Origin of the sequence: Actinoalloteichus hymeniacidonis (assembly GCF_014203365.1) — a bacterium.
In the GTDB taxonomy this organism is placed as follows: domain Bacteria; phylum Actinomycetota; class Actinomycetes; order Mycobacteriales; family Pseudonocardiaceae; genus Actinoalloteichus_A; species Actinoalloteichus_A hymeniacidonis.
The window spans coordinates 2,621,790-2,646,327 of record NZ_JACHIS010000001.1 but is presented as its reverse complement, the minus strand read 5'-3'; the positions used below and the strand labels follow the sequence as shown (position 1 = coordinate 2,646,327).

Genomic DNA, 24,538 nt, shown 5'->3' with positions numbered 1-24,538 from the left:
GTTTCTCCATGGCCGGCTCCTCATCGTTGCGTGTCACTCGAACTCGACCGCCTTGCCCGTCGCCGTCGCGTCGTCCGCGTCGAGCGCGAGTCGGATCAGGTCGTCCACGTCCATGGCGCGGATGTCGTCGTCCGTGGCCTCGTTCTCGGCCGCGTCCGATGCCGCCGGACCCGCGGCGTCGATCTCCTCGGCGGAGGCGTCCTCGGCCATCCGCAGCAGCACGTCCATCAGTCCCGCCTCCCGCAGTCGGGCGAGGGGCACGGCGGCGAGCGCCGCGCGGATCGCGTCGTCCTCGGCCGCCGACTCGCCGGCGGACGGGACCAACTCGGACAGCAGGTGATCCACCAGCGCCGCCACGGTGGGATGGTCGAAGACCAGGGTCGCGGGCAGGCGCAGCCCGGTGGCCGCGTTCAGCCGGTTCCGCAACGCCAGCGCGGTCAGGGAGTCCAGCCCCAGTTCCTTGAATTCGCGGCCGAGGCCGATCGACTCGGGTCCGTCGAGCCCGAGCGCCCCGGCCACCTCGGTGCGGGCCAGCCGGACGAGCATGGTGTGCCGCTCACCGGGAGTCCTCGCCCGCAGCGTCGCCGCGAGGGTGTCGCGGGTGGTGGAGGCCTCCGGGACGTCAGCCTGCTCGCGGGCCAGCACCGCACGCACCTCGGGCAGGTCGTCGAGCAGCGGCCGAGGCCGGGCCAGGGTGAACGCCGGGGCGAACCGCTCCCAGTCGATGTCGGTGACCGTGAGCATGATCTCGCCGTGCTCGACGGCCTGCCACATCGCGGCCATCGCGATGTCGGGGTCCATCGGTCGGACCCCGAGACGCTGCCAGTCGCCCTCGGTGTCGTCGACCATGCCCCCGCCCGCCCAACTGCCCCAGGCGATCGACGTCGCGGTCAGGCCTCGAGCCCGGCGGGCGTCCGCCATCGCGTCGAGCGCCGCATTACCCGCCGCATAGGCGCCCGCGCCGGAGCTTCCCCAGACCGAGGAGCCCGAGGAGAACAGCACGAAGGCATCCAAGGGAAGGTCGCCGAGGAGTTCGTCGAGGACCCGCGCGCCTCCCGCCTTGGCGCTGATCACCTCGGCGAACTCCGTTGGGTCGCACTCGGCCAGCGGTGCGGAGTGGCTCACCCCGGCCGCGTGGACGACGGCGGTCAGCGGTGTGTCGGCGGGGATGTCCGCGAGGACCTGGGCGAGCGAGTCGCGATCGGCGACGTCACACGCCGCGACGGTCACCGCCACTCCCCTGTCGGTCAGTTCCCGGGTCAGCTCTTGCGCGCCGGGCGCGTCGGGACCGCGACGAGACGTCAGCACCAGTCGTCGGGCGCCCCGCGCCGCCAAGGCGCGTGCTACCTGCGCACCCAGCGCGCCGGTCCCGCCGGTCACCAGCACGGTGTCACGCGCCGTCCATTCGGCAGGGTTCCCACCGGCTCTCTCGGTGGTCGGCGCACGGAGCAGTCGGCGACCGACCGCGCCGGTCGGGCGCACCACCACCTGGTCGTCGTCGGCCCGCGAGAGCACCGAGCACACCAGAGCGGCAACCGCACCGGTGATCGAGTCGGGTACGTCGAGCAGCCCGCCCCACCGGTCGGGGTGTTCCAGCGCCGCGACCCGACCCAACGCCCACACCTGGGCGGCGACCGAATCGAGCGGCTGAGGGTGTTCCGTCGTCCCGACGCCCTCGCGAGTGAGACACCACAGGGGGGCGGAGATCGCCGCGTCGCCGGCCGCCTGGATCAGGGCGAGGGTGTCACCGAGGCCTCGCGGCAACAGCGGCGCCGGCATGTCGTCGGAGTCGGCGGCGTTCCAGGCCAGCAGCGAGACCACGCCGCGCAGCGTCGCCCGCTCGGCGAGATCCGTGAGCCGCGCCGCCAATTCGGCGCGTCCCGTTCCGGGATCGACGGTGAGCCGGATGATCTCGGCTCCGCCGTCGCGCAGGGCGCCGACGAGCTCGTCCACGGCGGCGGGCAGCGGCGAGTCGACGGACCGGGAGCCGAGGGCCGGTTCCACCACGAGCCATCGACCGGTCAGCGCAGGCTCGGTGTCGGGTGTGGGTAACGGCGCCCAACCGATTCGATACCGCCACGAGTCCAGTGCCTCGCGTTCTCGAGATCGACGTCGCCATTCGGCCAGCACCGGCAGCGCGGGGGCGAGCGCCGTGACGACCGCGTCGTCCGTCGTCGCCCCCGGGGCTACCAGGTCGGCGAGTGCCTGCGCGTCGAGCTGGTCGACGGTAGCCCAGAACGGGCCGTCGGCAACGGGCGCGGGGACGGGACCGGCAGGTCGCACGTCCAGCCAGTGGCGGGTGCGTCGGAAGGGGTACGTCGGCAGCGGCGTCGCGGGTTGGGCGGGCGCGGGCGACAGCACGGTGGTCCAGTCCACATCGGACCCCGTCGTCCAGAGGGTGGCCAGCGCGGTCCGTAGCGCCGAGGAGCCGTCCTCGTCTCTGCGGAGGCTGCCGACCACGATGGGCTCGTCCTCGGAGCCGCCTACCGAGCGGTCGGGTTCACCGTCTCTCGGATCGAGGTCGCCTGCGGCGATCTTCTCGAGCACGCCGGTCGTGGGCCAGGTGAGGACCGGGTGCGGACTGATCTCCACGAAACGGCGATATCCCTGCCCTGCCACCGTCTCCACGGCCCGGTCGTACCGAACAGGCTCCGCCAGGTTGCGATACCAGTACTCGGTGTCCACGTCGGCGGCGGACAATCGGTCTCCGGTGACCGTGGAGATCATCGGCACGGTGCCGGGCTGCGTCTCCACCACGCCCGCCACCGCGAACCACTCTCGACGAATCGCCGCCACCTGCGGTGAATGCGAGGCATAGTCCACCGGCAGCCACCGCACCCGGATGCCGCGCACCGCACACTCGGCAGCCACCACCTCCAACACCGACCGCGCTCCCGACACCACTGCCTGGCCAGGACCGTTCACCACGCCTACGGCGACGCGGGCACCTTCGGCGACAAGCGTGTCTGCCTGCGGGTCACGGGGCGTGCGGCCATCCGCGTCGGCGGCGAGTGCGGCAGCCTCGGCCTGGCCGAGGTCCACGGCGAGCATGGTTCCCCGGCCGGAGAGCCGCTCGGCGATCAGCCGTGAGCGCGTGGCCACCAGGCGGGCGCCCTCGGCGGTGGAGAGCAGCCCCGCCACGCATGCCGCGGCGATCTCCCCTTGGGAGTGGCCCACAACCACGTCGGGGGCCACGCCGTGGGAGCGCCACACCGCCGCCAACGAGAGCATCACCGCCCACAGGACCGGCTGCACCACGTCGACCCGCCCAAGCAGCTCCTCGTCGGCACCGCTCAGCACCTCGGACACCGAGAAGTCGACCCACGGCGCCAGCGCCGAGTCACATTCGGCCAACGCGGCGGTGAAGACGTCGTCCGTTCCGATCAGATCGGCGGCCATCCCGGTCCACTGCGCCCCCTGCCCCGGGAAGACCCACACGGAGCCCACCGAGCCGAGTCCGGTGGCGGCGCGGCCGACGATCACGCTCGGTTCGGCCCGACTCTCGGCGAGCGCGGCGAGGCCCGCCGACATCGTCTCGCGGTCCGTCCCGAGCACCACGGCGCGGTGCTCCAGCTCCGCACGCGAGGTCACCAGTGCGGTTCCGATCTCGGCCAGGGTGGCGGTCGGTTCCGAGGTGAGATGCGCGGACAGCCGGGCGGCCTGCTCACGCAGAGCGGGCTCCGACTGCGCCGAGAGGACCCAGGGCAGTACTGCCGACTTCGCCGACTCGGGTTCGACCGCCGTCGTGTCGACCGCGTCGGCGGCGGGGAGCGCGGCCGACGACTCGGCGGGCAACTCGAGGATCACGTGGGCGTTGGTCCCGCTGAAGCCGAAGGAGGACACCGCCGCCCGACGCGGACGGTCCACCTCGGGCCACGACCGCGATTCGGTGAGCAACTCCACCGCACCCGAGGACCAGTCCACCTGAGGCGTCGGCTCGTCCACATGCAGGGTCGACGGCAGCACCCCGTGTCGCATCGCCATGACCATCTTGATCACACCCGCGACACCCGCAGCGGCCTGGGTGTGCCCGAGGTTGGACTTCACCGAGCCTAGGAACAGCGGATTCTCCGGCTCGCGATCCCGGCCATAGGTCGCCAACAACGCCTGCGCCTCGATCGGATCACCCAGGCGCGTGCCGGTGCCATGCGCCTCCACCACATCGACATCCCCGGTGGACAGACCGGCATTGGCCAAGGCCTGCCGGATCACCCGCTGCTGCGACGGACCATTCGGCGCCGTGAGCCCATTGGACGCACCGTCCTGATTGACCGCCGAACCCTTCACCACCGCCAGAACACGACGACCGTTCGCCACCGCATCCGACAACCGCTCCAACACGACGACCCCGACGCCCTCACCCCAGCCGGTGCCGTCGGCCGACGCGGCGAAGGACTTGACCCTGCCGTCGGCGGCCAGGCCACGCTGCCGGGAGAACTCCACGAAGGCCGTGGGCGTCGACATCACCGTCACCCCACCGGCCAACGCCAACGAACACTCACCCGACCGCAACGACTGCGCCGCCAAATGCAACGCCACCAACGACGACGAACACGCCGTATCCACCGTCACCGCCGGACCCTCAAAACCAAACGTATAAGCAATCCGACCCGACACGACGCTGTTGGACGTCCCGGTGCTGAGGTGTCCCTCCACCTCCGGGGGCACGTCGGACAGCAGGCTCGCGTAGTCGCTGTACATCACCCCCGCGAAGACCCCCGTCGAACTCCCCTTCACCGACGACGGCGCAATACCCGCCCGCTCCAACGCCTCCCACGACGCCTCCAACAACAACCGCTGCTGCGGATCCATCGCCACCGCCTCACGCGGCGAAATCCCAAACAAACCCGCATCGAACTCCGCAGCACCGCGCAGGAAGCCGCCCTCGCGGGTGTAGCTGGTGCCGGAACGATCCGGGTCGGCGTCGTACAGGGCGGCGACGTCCCAGCCTCGGTCGTCGGGGAAGGAGACGATGCCGTCACCCTCGTCGAGCAGCAGCCGCCACAGGTCCTCCGGCGATCGGACGTCACCGGGATACCGGCAGCTCATCGCCACGATCGCGATCGGATCGTCGTCGAGTCCGGCCGCTCGTCCGGTGGCCGTGCCGACCTCGGCGAGCTCACCGAGCAGCACGTCGTCGAGATGTGCGGCCAATGCCCGGACACTGGGGTAGTCGAAGATCAACGATGCGGGCAGCCGGAGACCGGTGGTCGAGGCGAGCCGGTTGCGCAGTTCGACCGCGGTCAACGAGTCGAAGCCGGACTCTCGGAACTCGCGGTCCACCGAGACCCGCGACGGGTCGCCGTAGCCCAGCACGAGGGCGACCTCGGTGCCCACCATGGTGAGCAGCAGGCGCTGTCGTTCGGTCGCATCGAGCGGGGCGAGCCTGGCACGCAGCCCGACCGCCGCGTCCGGTGCCGTGGACGCCGCCTTGCGGGGACGCAGTCGCACGAGTCCATGTAGGAGGGCGGGCACGTCGCCTGCGTCGCGGCCGCCGAGGGACGCCAGATCGAAGGCAACCGGCACGGCCAGAGCAGGCCGGATGTCGGTAACGAGGTCGAACAGGGTGAGGGCGTGCGTCGGAGCCAGCGACCGCAGCCCGGAACGCCTCATCCGGGTGTGGTCGTTCTCGCTGAGCTCGGCGGTCATTCCGGTCTCGGTGGTCCAGGGACCCCAGGCGAGGGAGGTCCCCGACAGGCCCGCCGCACGCCGATAGGAGACCAGACCGTCCAGGAAGGCGTTCCCGGCGGCGTAGGCACCCTGCCCCGCCGACCCGAGGATGCCCGACACCGAGGAGAACACGGTGAACATCGACAGGGCCAGATTCTCGGTGGCGCGGTGCAGGTTCCAGGCGCCCGCCACCTTCGGCGCCACCGCCGCAGCCAGCCGGGCCGGGTCCAGCGAGGCGAGCACCCCGTCGGACACCACGCCCGCCGCGTGGATCACACCGGTGAGCGGGAACTCCGCGGGCACGGTCGCGATCAGGTCGGCGACGACGTCCGGATCGGCGACGTCGCCCGCGCGCACCGACACCCGTGCGCCGTAGGACTCCAGCTCCGACACCAGCTCGGCCGCCCCCGGAGCAGCCGGACCCCGGCGAGACACGAGCACGAGCGAGGCGGCCCGGCCGGTGCGTACCAGGTGGCGGGCCACCACGGAGCCGAGACCACCGGTGCCGCCGGTGATCAACACCGTCGACGCGGGCACCCATCGGGCTTCCTCGGAACCGTCGACGCGATCGCCGGGCACGGGGTCGGCGGGCGGAGAGTCGGTGTGGTCGTCCGCCCCGGCTGCGGAAGCACGCTCGGGTACGGCGGCGAAACGGGTCAGTCTGGGCACCAAGACGGTCCCGGAGCGCACAGCGGCCTGCGATTCGCCTGCGGCGACCAAGGCGGGCAGCGCAGCAGGAGAGGCCGGGTCGTCGTCGAGATCGACGATCGTGATGCGGCTGGGATGCTCGGTCTGCGCGGTGCGGATCAGCCCCCAGACAGCGGCGCCGACGAGGTCGCGCACCGGGTCCGCGTCGGCGGTGGGCACGGCGCCTCGGGTCAGCACCAGCAGGCGGGTGGCGAGCAGCCCTTCGGAGTCGAGCCAGTCCTGAATCGTCTGCACAGTGGACTCGACGGTGCTGCGCACCACCTCGGTGAGGCCGGTCGAGTCCTCGGAAGGCCCACCGAACAGGACGAGGACGTCGGGTACGCCGCCATGCGACGCCTCGGCCACGGTCGAAGCGAAGGCAGGCTCGATACCGGGCAGGTCGGCGATCACACCGGTCGAATCCGATGCGGTGGCGCCCACCAGTACCCAGTGTTCGGCGACTGCGGGCGGCTCGGCCTGCGGCAGGGGCGTCCACTCCAGTCCGTAGAGCGCATCGGGGCCCGCAGCGGGCGCCGAGGTGAAGGTGTCGGGCCCGACCGGGCGGAGGACGAGTCGATCCACCGTGAGCACCGGGGCGCCGCCGGGGTCGACCATGGCCAGCGACACGGCGTCGGTTCCAGCGGCGGTGATGGCGACTCGGACGGCCGCGGCCCCGACGGCGTGGACACGTACCCCGGCCCACGAGAACGGCAACCACACCCCCGCGACCGGCTCGCTCTGCGTGGACCTACCTGCGGCGGCCACCGACGCGGCCGCGTCGGGAAGGCCCAGCACGTGCAGCGCGGCGTCCATCAGCAGCGGGTGCAGGGCGTGGGAGGCAGCCTCGGCGCGGACGGGTGCGGGCAGTTCGATCTCGCCGAACACCGTGTCGGTGCCTCGCCATGCTCGGCGCAGCCCTCGGAATGCGGGCCCGTAGGACAGTCCCGCGTCGGCGAAGGAGTCGTACAGGTCGTCAACGGGCAGCACGATGCCGTCGGCGGGGGGCCAGGCGGCGAGACCCGGTGCGACGGGCTCGCGCGGGGTGGTCGGCTCGATGGTCAACCAACCGGTGGCGTGGACGGTCCAGTCGGCGGTCGGTTCGTCCGAGGGGCGGGTGTGGACGGTCACCGCCCGTCGGCCCTCGGCCGAGTCCGTCTCGACGTCGTCCCGGATCGCGCGCAGCTGGACACGGATGCTCAGCGCGCCGGTCGGGGGGAGAAGCACCGGGGCGTGCAGGGTCAGCTCGTCGATCACGACCGGGCCGAGGTCCGCCGCCGCGTGCAGCACCCAGTCCACCAGGCCGGTGCCGGGCAGGACGAGGTTCTCGCCCACTCGGTGTTCGGCCGACCACGGCAGCACCGAGACCGAGAGCAGCCCGGTGAGCACGAGGCCGGCCTCGGAGGGCAGATCGACTCTGGCGCCGAGAACCGGATGGTCGACGGTGGTCAGGCCCAGACCGCTCGCATCCGACCGGGCCCGATCGGCGTCGAGCCAGAAACGTTCTCGTTGGAAGGCGAAGGTCGGGAGTTCCAACGGCGGGGCGGTCGGTGTCGGCACGATGGACGACCAGTCGACCGGGACGCCGCCGACGTGGACTGACGCCAGGGCGGTCACCAGCGACTCCGCCTCACCGATGCCCGGTCGCAGCAGCGCGGCCGCTGTCATCGTGGTCGCCGTGGACGGCGTTGCCGCCGACGATGCATCGGAGGTCGCCGTGGCGTCCGCGTCGTGTCCGGCGGTCCGCCGTGGTTCGCGCCGCAGGTGCTCCTCATCGTCGAGGACGTCGATGACGTCGTGGGTGAGACTCGTGAGGGTGGTGCCGGGTCCGATCTCGATCACCGTTGTGACGCCCAGCTCACGCAATGTCCGCACCGCGTCTGCGAACCGCACCGGCTCCCGAACCTGTCGCACCCAGTACCCCGGATCCGACAACACCTCCGCATCGACCACCTCGCCGGTCACCGTGGACACCACCACCGCCGACGACAACGACGACGAACCGGGCTCCACGGTCGACAGCACCCGACCGAACTCCTCCGTCATCGCCTCCATCGACGACGAATGGAACGCATGCGACACCGACAACCGCCGCACTCGACGGCCACGCGCATGCCAGAGCGCGACGAGACGGTCCACGGCGTCCTCGGCACCCGAGATCACCGTCGCCGTCGGCGAATTCACTGCGGCGATGTCGAGTAGCACCGGCGTCGTCGTGGCGGCATCCACCTCGGTTGACGACGAGTCGAGATCCGTCTGGAGTTCGTCGATGCTCGTCCGCACCTCCTGCTCGCTGGCGGCGATGGAGGCCATCGCCCCACCCGCGGGCAACGCCTGCATCAATCCCGCACGCGCCGCCACCACCCGACACGCCTGCGGCAACGACCACACCCCCGCCACGAAGGCCGCCGTCACCTCACCCAAAGAATGACCCGCCACCACCTCGGGAACGACTCCGAACGCGGCAAGCAACCGGACCAACGCCACCTCGACCGCGAACAAACCCGGCTGCGCCACCCCAGTCGCATCGATCGACAGCAGCGACGATTCACCTCCCCCGGACTCGCCAACAGCGCAATCCGGGACTACATCGCCGAACACCGCCTCGCGCAGCGAGAACCCCAACAACGGGTCCAACTCCGCACACACCTCATCGAACGCCCCCGCGAACACCGGAAACGCCGAATACAGTTCCCGACCCATCCCCACGTACTGCGAACCCTGACCCGAGAACACCATCCCCACCCGGCGTGCACCCCGCGCCACACCCGACACCACACCCGGCGCCGAACGACCCGCCGCCACCTCAGCCAAACCAGCGGCCAGCTCGGCGACATCCGCCCCCAACACCACCGCACGATGCTCCAACAGCGCACGCGAGCCGATCAGCGTGTGGGCGAGATGTTGCGGCGGCACAGCCGGTTCCGCCGTCAGGTGATCGGCGAGGCGCGCGGCCTGCCCTCGCAACGCCTCCTCGCTGTGTCCGGACAGGACCCAGGGCACCGGCACGGCCGCAGGGGGAGCCCCGACGACGGCATCGGAGCGCTCTGATTCCACCGAGGTCGTACCGGTCTGGTCGGCAGGCGGTTGTTCGAGGATGAGGTGGGCGTTGGTCCCACTGAAGCCGAACGACGACACCGCAGCACGACGCGGACGGTCGACCTCCGGCCACGGCCGGGACTCGGTGAGCAACTCCACGCCACCCGACGACCAGTCCACCTGAGACGACGGCTCGTCCACATGCAAGGTCGACGGCAACACCCCGTGCCGGATGGCCTCGATCATCTTGATCACACCGGCCACACCCGCAGCGGCCTGGGTGTGCCCGATGTTCGACTTCACCGAACCCAGGAACACCGGATTCTCCGGCTCACGATCACGGCCATAGGTCGCCAACAGAGCCTGCGCCTCGATCGGATCACCCAACCGAGTCCCAGTGCCATGCGCCTCCACCACATCGACATCCCCGGTGGACAAACCCGCATTCGCCAACGCCTGCCGAATCACCCGCTGCTGCGACGGACCATTCGGCGCCGTCAAACCATTCGACGCACCATCCTGATTGACCGCCGAACCCCTCACCACCGCCAGAACACGACGACCGTTCGCCACCGCATCCGACAACCGCTCCAACACGACGACCCCGACACCCTCGGCCCAGCCGGTGCCGTCGGCGGCGTCCGAGAACGACTTGCACCGACCATCGGCGGCCAGACCACGCTGCCGGGAGAACTCCACGAACGTCCCGGGGGTGGACATGACGGTCACCCCACCGGCCAGGGCCATCGAGCACTCACCGGCACGCAGCGACTGCGCCGCCTGATGTAAGGCAACCAACGAGGACGAACACGCCGTGTCCACCGTCACCGCCGGACCCTCCAGCCCGAAGACATAGGAGATCCGTCCGGAGACCACGCTGCCTGCGGTGCCGGTACCGAGATATCCCTCGACATCGTCGGGGACCACACCGAGTCGGGAGGCGTAGTCGTGGTACATCACCCCGGCGAACACCCCGGTACGACTACCCTTCAACGACAACGGATCAATACCCGCCCGCTCCAACCCCTCCCACGACGCCTCCAACAACAACCGCTGCTGCGGATCCATCGCCACCGCCTCACGCGGCGAAATCCCAAACAAACCCGCATCGAACTCCGCCACGTCATACAAAAACCCACCCTCATCGGCATACGACGTGCCCACGCGGTCCGGGTCGGCGTCGAACAGGCTCTCCAAATCCCAACCCCGATCGGTCGGAAAGCCCGACACTCCGTCGGTGCCGGTGTCGACCAGCCGCCACAGATCGGCGGGAGAGGTCACACCGCCGGGCAACCTGCAAGCCATGCCCACCACGGCGATGGGCTCGTCGAACGCGGCGGCGACGGCCGGTCGAGGCGCCGCGACATCGATGCCGCCGAGCTGCGCTCGCAGGTGCCGCGCCAGATCCAGCGGAGTGGGAAAGTCGAAGACCAGAGTCGCGGGCAGCCGACGTCCCACTCCGGTGGCGAGGGCGTTGCGCAGTTCCACTGCGGTGAGCGAGTCGAAGCCGAGATCGCGGAAGGGGCTGGTCGGCTCGACGGCTGAGGCCGAGGAGTGCCCGAGAACGGCGGCGGCAGTGGAGCGCACGAGGTCCAACAGGACGTTGTGCTGCTCGGCATCGGAACGCCCGGCCAGTAATCCGTGCACCTCTGCGGCGTTGTCCGTGCTGCCTGCCGCCGCGCGGCGCCGAGGCGCACGCACGAGGTCGCGTAACAACGGCGGCAGCATGCCGGAGGCGGCGGCCTCCCGCAGCCGCGCCTGGTCCAGCCGCACCGGCGCGGACACCGCGTGGTCGGAGTCCCAGGTCTCATCGAACAGCGCGAGACCCTGTTCGACCGACAGTGCGAGGATCCCGGAGCGGGTGATCCGCTGGACCTGCGCCCGTTCGAGGGCACCGCCCATGCCCGCGTCGGCATCCCACAGCCCCCACGCGAGAGAGGTGCCCGGTAAGCCGAGCGCTCGCCGATGCTCCGCGAGTCCGTCCAAAAAGGCGTTGGCAGCCGCGTAGTTCGCCTGCCCGGCGCCGCCGAGCAGGCCGGACGCCGAGGAGAACAGGACGAACAACGAGACCGAGGGCAGATTCTTGGTCTGCTCGTGCAGGTTCCACGCCCCGGCGGCCTTGGGGCGCAGGACGGCGTCGAGCCGGGACGACGTCAAGGTCGTGAGCATCCCGTCGTCCACCACGCCCGCCGCGTGAACGACGCCGGTCAGCGGGTGCTCCGCGGAGACTCCCCCCAGTAGCCCCGCGAGCGCGTCGGAGTCCGCGACGTCACAGGCGACGGCCCGGACGTCCGCGTCCATCTCGGTCAGTTCGGCGACGACCTCGGTCATTCCCGGCGCCTCGATCCCTCGCCTGCTGACCAGGAGCAGGTGGCGGACGCCATGGTCCACGACGAGATGGCGGGCCAGCGCCCGTCCGAGCGCACCCGAAGCACCGGTGATCAGCACGGTTCCGGTGGGTTGCGTGCTGTCGTGTGCAAGCACCACACGGTCGACACTCTCGGCGGCGACGACACCGCCGGGCACCGTCGCCGCAGGCGATCGCGGGATCCTGACCAGTCGGGGTGCCACCGCGCTACCCGCGCGCAGGGCCACCTGCGGCTCGTCGAGCTCCAGAGCGGCGGTGAACATCCGCGTCGATTGGGGATGGCCGTCGGTGTCCAGGAGCACGATGCGACCGGGATGTTCGGACTGCGCGGAGCGGACGAGACCGTGCACTGCGGCGCCCACCAGGTCGAGCAGGCCGGGCGCGCCGTCGACCGCAACGACGCCGTCGGTCACGAACACCAGTCGTACGTCGGCGAGGCGATCGTCTGTCGACCAGCTCTGGAGCAGTCGCAGTGTGCGACGGGTAGCCGCTCCGGTAGCGGCGACGACGTCTGTCCCCGACTCGGGCCTGCCGCAGCGCACGACGATCACAGGCCTGTGGCCGTCGGCGGATTCGGGCTGTGCTGCCAGTGCGACCAAGTCGTCGGCACCCTGCTCCGGGTGCGCGGCCGGATCGGGGACGTCGGCTAGATCGAGGTGCGCGACGGGCTGCCCTTCCGGGCCTGCGGCGGGCAGCGGAACGGACATCCAGTCGATGCGGAAGAGCGAATCGGCGGATGCCGGCCTGTTCTCGGCAAGCTGTTCGGCCGAAACTGCGCGCAGAACGAGGGAGTCGACCGAGATGACCGGCCTGCCCGTCTCGTCGACGGCGAGCAGGGCCGCCTCGTCGACCCCGGTCGGTGTGAGCAGCACGCGGAGACTCGTGGCCCCTGTTGCGTGGAGCGTCACTCCGGTGAACGAGAAGGGCAGCCCGCCGGAGCCCCCAGCTGAGTCGAGCAGGCCGATGCCGTGCAGGGCGGCGTCGAACAACGCGGGATGCAGACCGAACCGACCTGCCTCGGCGTGCTGTTCGGCGGGCAGCGACACCTCGGTGAACAGCTGATCGTCCCGCCGCCAGGCCTGGCGAAGGCCTTGGAAGGAGGGTCCGTAGTCGAATCCGCCTGCGGCGAAGCGCTCGTAGAGGTCGTCGATGTCCAGCGGATCGGAGTCCGAGGGCGGCCAGATCGGCAGGTCCGGCTGCGATGCGGGCCTCGTGGTGAGCAGTCCGGCGGCGTGGCGGATCCAGTGCTCCTCGTCGTCTCGACGTGAGTGGATGCTGAAGCTGCGGGCGCCGGTCTCATCCGGGGTGTCGACGGCGCATTGGAACTGGACCGATCCGGTGTCGGGCAGTACCAGCGGCGCTTCCAGCGTGAGTTCTGCCAGTACAGGGCGGTCGAGTTGTTCGCCGCACCAGGTGGCGAGTTCGACGAAGGCGGTCCCCGGCAACAGGACGGCGCCTAGGACGACGTGGTCGGCCAGCCAGGGGAAAGCCGACAGCGAAAGCCTGCCCGCGAGCAAGTCGCCCTCGGTGTTCGCGAGCACCAAGCCTGCCTGGAACATGGGGTGGTCGAGTGGCGCGAGGCCGATCGTCGAGAGATCACCGAGCGACTCCCCCGACTCGAGCCAGTATCGCTCGCGTTGGAAGGCATAGGTCGGGAGCTCGACGGGTCGGGCGGTCCTCGGCAGGATCGGTGTGAAGTCGATCGGGGTTCCGGTGACTTGAAGGGATGCGATCGCCGTCAGAACGGTCGCGCACTCCTGCGCACCGGGACGCAGCGATGGCAGACACCGCACCGGCTCCGGAGGTTCGGCCCCGTTGGACGGCGACGTCGTCTGGTCGGCGGCCACCTCGTTCGGGCGGTCGACCGTCTGCTCGCCGTCGAGGGCGGCCTCGGTCAGGCTGGTGAGGGTGGTGCCGGGTCCGATCTCGATCACCGTTGTGACGCCCAGCTCACGCAGCGTCCGCACCGCGTCGGCATACCGCACCGGTTCTCGGACCTGCCGCACCCAGTACTCCGGGTCGGTCACGACGGCGGACGCGAGCACCTCACCCGTCACGGTGGACACCAACGGCAATCCCGCCGACCCGAAGTCCACCCCGGCAAGGACCCGCCCGTAGTCGTCGAGCATCGGATCCATCAACGCGGAATGAAACGCATGCGACACCGACAACACACGAACCCGACGACCACGCTCACGCCACCACGCGACGACCTCGGTCACCGCCGCAGCCGCGCCGGACACCACGGTCGACGATGGCCCGTTCACCGCAGCGATCGACACCGACCCAGCAGAGCTGTGCGACACGAGTTCCGCCAGGCTGTCCACGACCTCCTGCTCGCTGGCGGCGATGGAGGCCATCGTCCCACCCGCGGGCAACGCCTGCATCAATCCGGCACGCGCCGCCACCACCCGACACGCCTGCGGCAACGACCACACCCCCGCCACGAAGGCCGCCGTCACCTCACCCAAAGAATGACCCGCCACCACCTCGGGAACGACTCCGAACGCGGCAAGCAACCGCACCAACGCCACCTCGACCGCGAACAGGGCAGGCTGGGCCAGTCCGGTGTCGTCGATCGAATCCGAGCCCTCGTCCGCCGATCGCCGGTCCTGGCCCTCGGTCCGCTCGGCCACAGGCTCGGCGAACACGGCGTCGCGCAGCGAGAACCCCAACAACGGGTCCAACTCCGCACACACCTCATCGAACGCCCCCGCGAACACCGGGAACACGTCATACAGTTCCCGACCCATCCCCACGTACTGCGAACCCTGACCCGAGAACACCAACCCCACCCGGCGTGCACCCCGCGCCACACCCGACACCACACCCGGCGCCGAACGACCCGCCGCCACCTCAGCCAAACCAGCGGCCAGCTCGGCGACATCCGCCCCCAACACCACCGCACGATGCTCCAACAGCGCACGCGTCGTGAGCAGCGACGTCGCAACATCGGCCGGTGCCGAATCCGGTCGCGCGGCCACGTGTGCGGCCAGTCGCGCGGCCTGCGCACGCAGGGCAGTCGACGACCGCCCGGAGATCACCCAGGGGACCAGTCCGGCCGTGTCGGTGCCGGATGCCGAGTCGGTCGGCGCGTCATCCGCCGTCTCTATCGGCGCGTCCAGGGCCGGTGGCTGCTCCAGGATGACGTGGGCGTTGGTCCCGCTGATCCCGAACGACGACACCGCAGCCCGACGAGGCCGATCCACCTCCGGCCACGACCGCGACTCGGTGAGCAACTCCACGCCACCCGACGACCAGTCCACCTGGGATGACGGCTCGTCCACATGCAAGGTCGACGGCAACACTCCATGACGCATCGCCATGACCATCTTGATGATGCCCGCCGCGCCTGCGGCAGCCTGCGTGTGAGCGATGTTCGACTTCACCGAACCGAGAAACAGCGGGTCCGACTGTTCCCGGTCCTGCCCATAGGTCGCCAACAAAGCCTGCGCCTCGATCGGATCACCCAACCGAGTCCCAGTGCCATGCGCCTCCACCACATCGATGTCCCGAGGGGACAGCCGCGCATTCGCCAACGCCTGCCGAATCACCCGCTGCTGCGACGGACCATTCGGCGCCGTCAAACCATTCGACGCACCATCCTGATTGACCGCCGAACCCTTCACCACCGCCAAGATCTGACGACCGTTACGCACCGCATCGGACAACCGCTCCAACACGACGACCCCGACACCCTCGCCCCAGCCGGTGCCATCCGCGGCGTCCGAGAACGACTTGCACCGACCATCGGCGGCCAGACCACGCTGCCGGGAGAACTCCACGAACGTCCCCGGCGAGGCCATGACCGTCACGCCGCCCGCCAGCGCCAGGGAGCATTCGTCCTCGCGCAGCGACTGCGCGGCCAGGTGCAGGGCCACCAGCGACGACGAGCAGGCCGTGTCGAGGGTGACGGCGGGGCCCTCCAGCCCCAGGGAGTAGGCGATGCGCCCGGAGACGACGCTGCCTGCGGCACCCGCGCTGAGGTAGCCCTCCACCTCGGCGGGGACGACCGCCAGTCGGGAGGCGTAGTCGTGGTACATCACCCCGGCGAACACCCCGGTACGACTACCCTTCAACGACAACGGATCAATACCCGCCCGCTCCAACCCCTCCCACGACGCCTCCAACAACAACCGCTGCTGCGGATCCATCGCCACCGCCTCACGCGGCGAAATCCCAAACAAACCCGCATCGAACTCCGCCACGTCATACAAAAACCCACCCTCATCGGCATACGACGTGCCAGAGCGATCGGGATCCGGATCGACGAGGCTCTCCAAGTCCCAACCCCGGTCGGCCGGGAACGGCGAGACCGCGTCACGGCCCTCGGCGACCAGCCGCCACAGATCCTCTGGCGAGGCCACGCCACCTGGATAACGGCAGGCCATGCCCACCACGGCCACCGGCTCGGCCTCCTCGGACTCCAGGACGCGCAGTCGGCGGTGGGCCTGTCGAAGCTCGGCGGTGATCTTCTTGAGGTACTCGACAAGCCTGGCCTCGTCCGCCATCTGATCTCTCCTCTGCGCAGAGCCGCGATCTCGGAGAGAACCCGTTCTCACCAAGCCACGTCGTTCCTAAGGTGGTACCTGTGCGGGGCTCGCCATCCCCGCATCCCGGCGGGCACGCCGCGCGGATGCCGGGCGAACGTCACGCCACGGCCTGGGCGGGGCCGGGCCGCCGATCGGTCACGCCGTCGACGTGTCGTCCGCTCGACTCATCGGCCGATGGGCTAGGACGAGGTCCGCAGCCGCCCGAACGCCGCCCGCCTCCACGAGGCGATGACGCCAGTGGTCGGCCCGTTCGCTGAAGGATTTCTCGGTCAGCAGCCGGTCGACCTTGGTGACGATCTCCTCGGCGGTCAGCGAGTAGACGTCCTCGACCATCAGGGCCGCGCCGCCGTCCATGAGCCGGACGGCCAGGTCTCTGGTCTCCCAGGAATGCGGAAGCACCAGCAGCGGTTTGCCGAAGTACAGCCCGTGATGCGCGCCGTTGCCGCCGTGGGTGATGAACAGCCGCACATTCGGATGGGCGACGACCTCGGTCTGCGGCACCCACGTCTCGATGCGCAGGTTCGCGGGCAGCTCGCGGGGCAGGAGGCGGTGTTGCGCGGCGGCCAGGCTCCAGACGACATGATGCCGCTCTGCGAGCCGGGAGATCGCAGCCATGAGCGCGGCGCTCTGCTGTTCGGAGAGGCGCATCATCGATCCCAGACCGATGTAGATCGTCGAGGGGTGAGCGTCGAGCCATTCGAAGAGCTCGCGATGCCGCTCCGGTCGTTCCCGGGTCTCCGGTACCAGGGTGCCGACCATCCGAACATCGGCCGGAGCCGGCGAGAAGGGGTACTCGATGCCGAAGACGGAATTGCCCAGCACGACCTCGGCCTCGTCGCAGTAACGCGAAAGCAGCGACCCCGGGTTCTTCAGGCCCTGCGCATGCCTGCGTCGGTAGAACCTCATGTTGTCCAGCGCCTTTCGGGAGGCGAGCAGCGACCCCAGCCGCAGGATCTTGAAGGCGACGTTGGTCGCCCGCTGCCTTCCGGTCATCGTGCGGGGCAACCCCGAGAGCGGGCCGGGGAAGCCCAGCGGCAGCCGCTCGGGGAAGGCATAGCTGATCGGCGTGGCGACGTTGACCACGTACGGGACGCCCCGAGTCTGCGCGGCATCGATCGCCCACGGGCTGTTCAGGTCGACGACGATCAGACCCGGACGAACGTGGTCGATCGCCGCCAACGCGCGCCGGTATCGCTCCTCGGCGTACTCGGAGTCCATGACCTGCTCCATGAACGCCGCGAAACCACGCAGTCGGGAGGTTCGGTTGACCTGGTGGTAGACCGCGTCGCTCCAGTTGGCCGGGTCGAACTCAGGCCGGTAAGGACCGAGCGAGTAGAAGTCGATCGGCGTCGCACCGGATAGTTCGCGAATTCCCTCGGCGCGTTCATCGCTGGATGCGAACCACACGGGGCGCACGCCGCGCCGCAGCAGTTCACCCGCCAGTGCGTACAGCGGACTGATCAGGCCAGCGTTGCCCGCACTGAGGAAGAGTATCGCCGCATCGTCCGACACGTTCACATCCGATCGCCTCATCCGTGTTCCTGAATCGGGCACCGATAATGCGGTCCGTCATGCGCCGCCGCAGCCCTGGGTCGACCGATTTCACCCGGTCTCCGACATCGGACTTTAAAACTGTCGCAGCGACTCCGGCAACCCCGGAATCCCCGCTCCTGCCCCTAAGATCCACCACGGAGAACGGGGTGTCCGAGCTGAAGAACGAACGTCTGGAAAAGCCTTGAGTTTCCCTGGATCCACGCCGCAGGTCGCCGACTAGGGGATTTTAGGGGTTGAGCTTAGGGGTGTTTCGATTACTAATCTCTCGACCAACGAGATCAATGAAGAAGTTCCCTCTCCTGTTGTTCCTCGAAAATCGGGGCGGACTCCGCGTCAACTGAGCTTCATGCATTCCACGCCTACAGCACAACGATAAGAATACTGACGTTTCGATATCGACCTGTCGAGGTGTGCATGACAGCGCAGCAACAACTCATCGTCCAAAATTCGAACGTACTGCGCGATTTCATGCTGTCCGCGCAGACCGAGGACAGTCCGCTCACCCCGACCGCTGATTTCGCGGCGTGGTTCGCGTCACGCGCCGAGGCCCATCCCTTCCAGGTGTCCCGCGTACCGTTCGCCGATCTGACCGGTTGGAGCTTCGATCCGACCACCGGCAATCTCGGCCACGAGTCCGGTCGCTTCTTCACCATCGACGGGCTCGACGTCCGTACGGATCGAACCTGGATCTCACACTGGCGGCAGCCGATCATCGTGCAGCCCGAGATCGGTGTACTCGGCATCCTCGCGAAGAAGTTCGGCGGCATCCTGCACTTTCTGATGCAGGCCAAGATGGAGCCCGGCAATGTGAACACGGTGCAGCTGTCGCCGACCGTTCAGGCCACGCGCAGCAACTACATGGGCGTGCACAAGGGCACCGAGATCCGATATCTGGAGCACTTCGCCCCCGGCCGGAACAGTCGCGTGCTGGTCGACGCACTGCAGTCCGAACAAGGCGCCTGGTTCTTACACAAGAGGAACCGCAACATCGTGGTCGAGACCGACGACGATGTCATGGTCGACGAGGACTTCTGCTGGCTGACCCTGGGGCAGATCCGGGGTCTGCTGCGAATCGAGCACCTGGTGAACATGGACGCCAGGACGGTGCTCTCCTGTATCCCGGTGGCCGTGCAGGCAGGCAGCCGCGCCCGGGTCGGATCGGGAGCCCTCGACGAGTTCCCGCTGTCCGTCCTGCGATCCGCCCGGGGCGAGGGCGAGGCGCGGCACTCGATCAGCGAGGTGCTGAGCTGGCTGACGGAGCTGAGAGCACGGCGGGAGCTGATCGCCGCACGCATCCCGTTGACCCAGGTTCGGCAGGGCGGCTGGCAACAGTCGGAGACGGCGATCAGCCATGAGTCCGGCCGATACTTCGAGGTCGTCGCGGTGGATGTTCAGGCCGACAGCCGGGAGATCAGGTCGTGGCGGCAGCCACTGGTCGCCCCGCGAGAGACCGGCCTGCTTGCTCTGATCGCCAAGATCGTCGACGGGACCCTGCACATGCTGGTGCAGGCCAGGGCGGACGCCGGTTCGCTCAACGGCGCGGAGATCGCGCCCACCGTGCACTGTCAGCCCGCCAACTATCGGGACGTCCCGCCGGAGCACCGCCCGCATTTCCTGGACTACGTGGCGGCGGCCGAGCCGCACGCCATCCGCTACGACGTGATGCAGTCGGAGGAGGGCGGGCGCTTCCTCCACGCGGCCAACCGCTATCTGGTGATCGAGGCGGGCGAGGACTTCCCGTTGGACGTGCCGGAGGAATACTGCTGGGTCACGGTGTATCAGCTCACGAGCCTGCTGGCCCACAGCAATTACCTCAACGTCGAGTTGCGCAGCCTGCTGGCGTGCGCCCAGAGCATCTGGTGAGTCCGCCGTCGACCACAGCGGATCGCAGGCCCGGCTCCTGACCACGGGTCGACGCGAGCCGCCCGATGGAGCCCAATACACCTCCACTTCAGACAGGGTGATCATGAAGATTTCTCCGACGCAGGTTCCCGGTGCCTTCCAGGTCACGCCGGAGAAGCTCTACGACAATCGAGGGCACTTCTACGAGGCGGTGCGCGCCGAGGTCCTGGCCGAGGCCATCGGTACGCCGTTCTCGGTGGCGCAGGTGAACTACTCGGTCTCGGCGAAGAACACCCTTCGCGGCATTCACGGGACCACCTTGCCGCCCGGTCAGGCGAAACTCGTCAGCTGTGTGCGCGGGGCGGTGCTGGACATCGTCGTCGATCTGCGCGTCGGCTCGCCGACGTTCGGCCATCATGCGGTCACCTACCAGGACGAGGAATCCGGGGTGGCCGTCTACCTTGCGGAGGGACTCGGCCACGGGTTTCTGGCGCTGACCGACGACACCTGCATGAACTACCTGTGCTCCGAGGTGTACGTACCCGGCACGATGATCGACGTAGACGCGCTGGACCCCGCGCTGGCACTGCCATGGAATCTCACCGAACCGCCGATCAGGTCGGCCAAGGACGCCGCCGCCCCCACCCTCGCCGAGGCCGAGGCTCGCGGCGTGCTCCCCCGCTACGAGGACTGCATCGCACTGCATTCTCCGGTTCCAGGGACTCCCTGACCATCCGCTCGTAATCCGGGAATCGCCGCCACGCCGGCCTTCCCACCGTCTCGGCGAATGCGGACACACGGCTGACCGCAATGCGGGCCGAACAACCGGCACACTCCGAAACGCGGCATCTGCCCGATTTCCGACGCCCGACGGATGCGACCGAAATCACCACGCAGAACGTGCCGGTCGTCGATCACGATGCCGTCACGAGACCGACGCTCGGACGACCGGCTGCGGCGCCCCGAAGGGGGCGTCGAGCACCTCGGAAATCGACGTCGAACACCGTGGGTAGACCTTCGTCACCGAGTGCTGGAACAACCCGACCGGCGACCCGGCGCAGCCACCTGCGGAACTCTCTGCAATGACGCAGGAAGTAAGCCAACGGTAGTCACGATCCGATCACAATGAATTCAGCATGGAACAATCTCGTCGGTTTAGACCAATACCGCCCTTTCGGCATCCCACCGTGAATAACCGTCATCACCTTGATCGAAATCGGCCTACTATGCGATTAGACGACGCATGATGCCGGCGGAGTTCTGCCTCCGCACCACGAGAAGTGCAGCCGAGACAAAGGGGCGTCACGCCCACAAAGCAGTGACACACGGTGATGTCGATCGGCGCCACATCTCCACGTGGCCGCCGCTGGGGGAAGGCACTGACCATGAGACTACTGGTCGAACGACACGATGCATTGGAGACGTTGAACAGGCTATACGCCGAGACTGCTATGGGAAAGGGCCAGGTCGCACTGGTCACCGGCGGTCCCGCGAGCGGGAAGACGGCGTTGATGGACGTCTTCACCGATCAGCTCGCCGACTCCGGTGCGCTACTACTGACCGCCACCGGCTCACGCGCCGAGATGCGCCTGCAGATGGGCGTGATCGACCAGCTCTTCCAGAGCGCCGAGCCGAGCACCGGGATGCGCAGTCTGGTCACCGTCTCCACGACGGACACCGACGACGATGCTGCGGCCGCACCGGTCGACGCGCGGGTATCGCACGAGGTCTGCGACGCGCTGCTGGCGATGTCCCGGCATCAACCGGTGGTAATCGCCGTGGACGACATCCAGTTCGCCGATCAGGCGTCGTTGCAGACGCTGCTGTACGTCCGACGACGCATCAGGTCGACTCGGCTGCTGATGCTGCTCAACGAGTGGGCTCAGCCGCTGCCGACTCAACCGCTGTTCCGAGCCGAGATCACCCGTCAACCACATGAGCGGATCTCGCTACACGCCCTGTCCCGACACGGGGTCGCCGAGGTCGCCGTCGCCGTGCTCGGCGGGCAACTCTTCGAACGCGAGGTGGACCATCTCCACACGGTCAGCGGCGGCAATCCGCTCCTGCTGCACGCTCTCATCGAGGACCGCACCGCCGAACCGGATCGCGCGGACGCGGCTACTCGGGTGGGCGCGGCGTTCGAGCACGAGGTTCTGGCGTGTCTGCACCGCTGGGACTCGAGCCTGCTGGACCTCGCCCACGGCATCGCACTGTTGGGACGGGATTCCTCCCCGGAGTTGATCTGCCAGCTTCTCGGCATCAGGGCTCAGGCAGCGGCCCAGGGCCTGGAGACCCTGACCACTGCGGGACTGCTCCACCGGCAGCGGTTCCGTCATCCGGTGGCGCAGCGCGTCGTACTCGATAGCATCCCCCCGGATCGGCAGTCCGTACTGCATCTGAGCGCGGCCGAGCTGCTGCATCGCCAGCAGGCAGGCGCGGTCTCCATCGCCGAACACCTTCTCGCCACTCGGGAGGACCTCCCGCCGTGGGCGGTGGAGGTCCTCCGCGACGCCGCAGAACAGGTTCTGCTCCAGGACGACCTGCGTACGGCCCTGAGGTATCTGGAGCAGGCGCTGCAGTCGTGCGCCGACCCCCTGGATCACACTCTCATCGAGAGTGCCCTGGCACGGGTGAAGTGGCAGCTCACGCCGTCGTCGTCGATGCCGCACTTCGCGCAGCTGCAACCGGCCCTGCGTGCGGGGCTGATCGTCGACAGCGCGGCGGTCGCGCTGGTCCGGTCCCGTCTGTGGCAGGGCAAGCACAGCGCGGTCCGGGAACTCCTCGCCACCGACAGCGTCAACGACGTCTTCGTCGACATCCAAGCGAGAGCGGAGTTACGCCTGGCCTACGCGTGGGTCTACGGCCCGGAACCACGCAAGGACGTCCGGCCGGACGCGCTCGACGACGTCTTCTGCAAGCAGGGCGAGGACGAGGCCGACGCGACACTGGTCTCGGGGAATCCGTGGGCGCAGGCCATCCGTGCACTCACGCTCGTCTGGGCCGAGGAGGCCCCCGACGAGGCGGTCGAGCTCGCCGAGTACGTCCTGCGCAACTGCGTCTTCGGGGACACGACGCTGGAGATCATGCTCATCGCCGTGTCCGTGCTGGTCTACGCCGACCGGCTGGACCGGGCGGAGCACTGGACGTCACTGTTGTCGAAGGAGGCGAGCGATCGCCACGCCATCACCTGGCAGGCATTGCTCGGCTGCATCAGCGCACAGATCTGGCTCCGAAAGGGCGACCTGGACAACGCTCTGGCCGAGGTCTCCCGGGCGCTGGGCATGCTCAACACCCAGAGCTGGGGCGTCCTCATCGGTCTGCCGCTGTCCGTCCTCCTGCGCGCCGACGCTGCGGTGGGCAGGCAGGACACCGCGATGGAACGCGCCTTCCGATCGGTCCCCGACGACGTGTTCCAGACCGTCTTCGGACTCCAGTACCTACACGGCAGGGGGCACGCGCACTTGGCGGCAGGACAGATCTTCGCCGCGCGCCGTGACTTCGAGGCGTGCGGTGCGCTGATGAAACAGTGGAACATGGACTTCCCGACGTTCATCCCGTGGCGCAGCGACCTGGCGGCAACGCACCTCCTGACGGACAACACCGCCACGGCGCGTGATCTGGCCGCCGAGCAGCTCGATCATCCGGCTGGCATCGGAGTCCGCACCAAGGGCATCACGCTGCGCGTCCTCGCCGCGACCTGTGAACCTCGCCAACGCCTGGCGTTGCTGCGTGAGGCAGTGGACTGCCTGCAACGCTGCGGCGATCGCTTGGAGCTGGCACGCGCGTTAGCCGACCTGAGCAAGGCACACCATCAGCTCGGCGAGTTCGGACGCGCCAGCACGATCGCCCGCCGTGCCGCCGAGGAGGCCAAGACCTGCCACGCCGACGAGCTCATCCGGCATCTCGCCGCGCAGCCGACGGCGGACCTCGACCATCGGGCCAGCGTCAAGGGCCTCGCGCTGCTGAGCGAGGCGGAACGGCGGGTGGCCACGCTCGCCGCCATGGGGCACACCAATCGCGAGATCGGACGACGACTGTGCATCACGGTCAGCACGGTGGAACAGCATCTCACCCGGATCTACCGCAAACTCCACGTCGACAGCCGCGCCGGCCTGCCGATCGAGCTGTACCAAGACAACACCCCGGCCGAAGCGGTGCGACGATGATCGGGGCGCATCGAAGCGGTTCCCGCCGAGTACCGGATCGCACCACCGGGCAAGGGCCGTATCGAAAACGTCAGAGAGCCCCGGACGATGTGCCTAGGGCTGCTCCCGAACCGTCGCGCCGCTGTGGCAACAGACAGTGGGCCGAGGTGCGCGCCCTCCGATAAGGACTACGGTACGCGCCCGATGCCCCGGATGCGCCGAGGAACGCGGCGGCCGATCGTCGGTGAAGGCCGCAAGCACGTCCGTCGAGGTGGCCGCATCGAGTCATGGCGGGGCGTGGTGGGGTGGGGTGGGGTGCGGCGAGACCGGCGGGATGCCCGTCGGTCTCGCACCGTGGCCGGAAGCAGGCGATCAGGTGAAGACCTCGGTGCCTGCGTCCGCGAGACGGTCCGACCGCCGATCCATACTCGAAAGATCACGCTGTCCCAGCCGATCACCGGGAAGTCACCGTGGCGAGCAAGCTGCCCGTTCACATCGGCTGGCCGCTTCTCGGTCGACGGGTTGGGTCGTTGCCTGGTGAACCAAGATCCTTCCGCTCCCACAACCCCGAAGTTTCGCGGCCCTCACTGAACACCTCGACAGTGGCGACTGGGGCGGAAAGAGCGCGGCGCGCGTACCCGCCCGTTGCCCAGCCGAGCCGGTGCCCACCCTTGCCGATCAGT

The 24,538-nt window shown here is 69.0% G+C and carries 5 protein-coding genes; 3 read left to right on the top strand and 2 right to left on the bottom strand.

Features of this window, described 5'->3' with window-relative positions; all coding sequences use genetic code 11:
- Positions 1-33 precede the first annotated feature (33 nt).
- Positions 34-16,272, bottom strand: coding sequence for a type I polyketide synthase (locus BKA25_RS11300; RefSeq protein ID WP_069850012.1), 16,239 nt, complete (start codon positions 16,270-16,272; stop codon positions 34-36).
- Between the two features lie 177 nt (positions 16,273-16,449).
- Positions 16,450-17,832 carry a glycosyltransferase gene (locus tag BKA25_RS11295; protein WP_172803808.1) on the bottom strand — a complete coding sequence of 461 codons (1,383 nt, stop codon included), beginning with the start codon at positions 17,830-17,832 and terminating at the stop codon, positions 16,450-16,452.
- A 450-nt stretch (positions 17,833-18,282) separates the two neighbouring features.
- Between BKA25_RS11295 and BKA25_RS11290 the strand changes: the two genes are divergently transcribed.
- The 3 genes from BKA25_RS11290 (at position 18,283) to BKA25_RS11280 (ending at position 23,876) form a co-directional block, all read left to right on the top strand.
- Complete coding sequence (locus BKA25_RS11290; RefSeq protein ID WP_084643088.1) at positions 18,283-19,731, top strand: NDP-hexose 2,3-dehydratase family protein; 1,449 nt, start codon at positions 18,283-18,285, stop codon at positions 19,729-19,731.
- Between the two features lie 103 nt (positions 19,732-19,834).
- The gene (locus BKA25_RS11285) at positions 19,835-20,440 is read left to right on the top strand and encodes a dTDP-4-dehydrorhamnose 3,5-epimerase family protein (protein ID WP_069853766.1); all 606 of its coding nucleotides are present in this window, start codon (positions 19,835-19,837) and stop codon (positions 20,438-20,440) included.
- A gap of 655 nt (positions 20,441-21,095) precedes the next feature.
- Positions 21,096-23,876 carry a helix-turn-helix transcriptional regulator gene (locus BKA25_RS11280; RefSeq protein ID WP_172803809.1) on the top strand — a complete coding sequence of 927 codons (2,781 nt, stop codon included), beginning with the start codon at positions 21,096-21,098 and terminating at the stop codon, positions 23,874-23,876.
- Positions 23,877-24,538 lie beyond the last annotated feature (662 nt).

Bases quoted from the DNA above. Each gene is read 5' to 3' on its own strand.
- BKA25_RS11290 (WP_084643088.1), top strand. From the start codon at position 18,283: ATGACAGCGCAGCAACAACTCATCGTCCAAAATTCGAACGTACTGCGC.
- BKA25_RS11300 (WP_069850012.1), bottom strand. From the start codon at position 16,272: ATGGCGGACGAGGCCAGGCTTGTCGAGTACCTCAAGAAGATCACCGCC.
- BKA25_RS11285 (WP_069853766.1), top strand. From the start codon at position 19,835: ATGAAGATTTCTCCGACGCAGGTTCCCGGTGCCTTCCAGGTCACGCCG.
- BKA25_RS11280 (WP_172803809.1), top strand. From the start codon at position 21,096: ATGAGACTACTGGTCGAACGACACGATGCATTGGAGACGTTGAACAGG.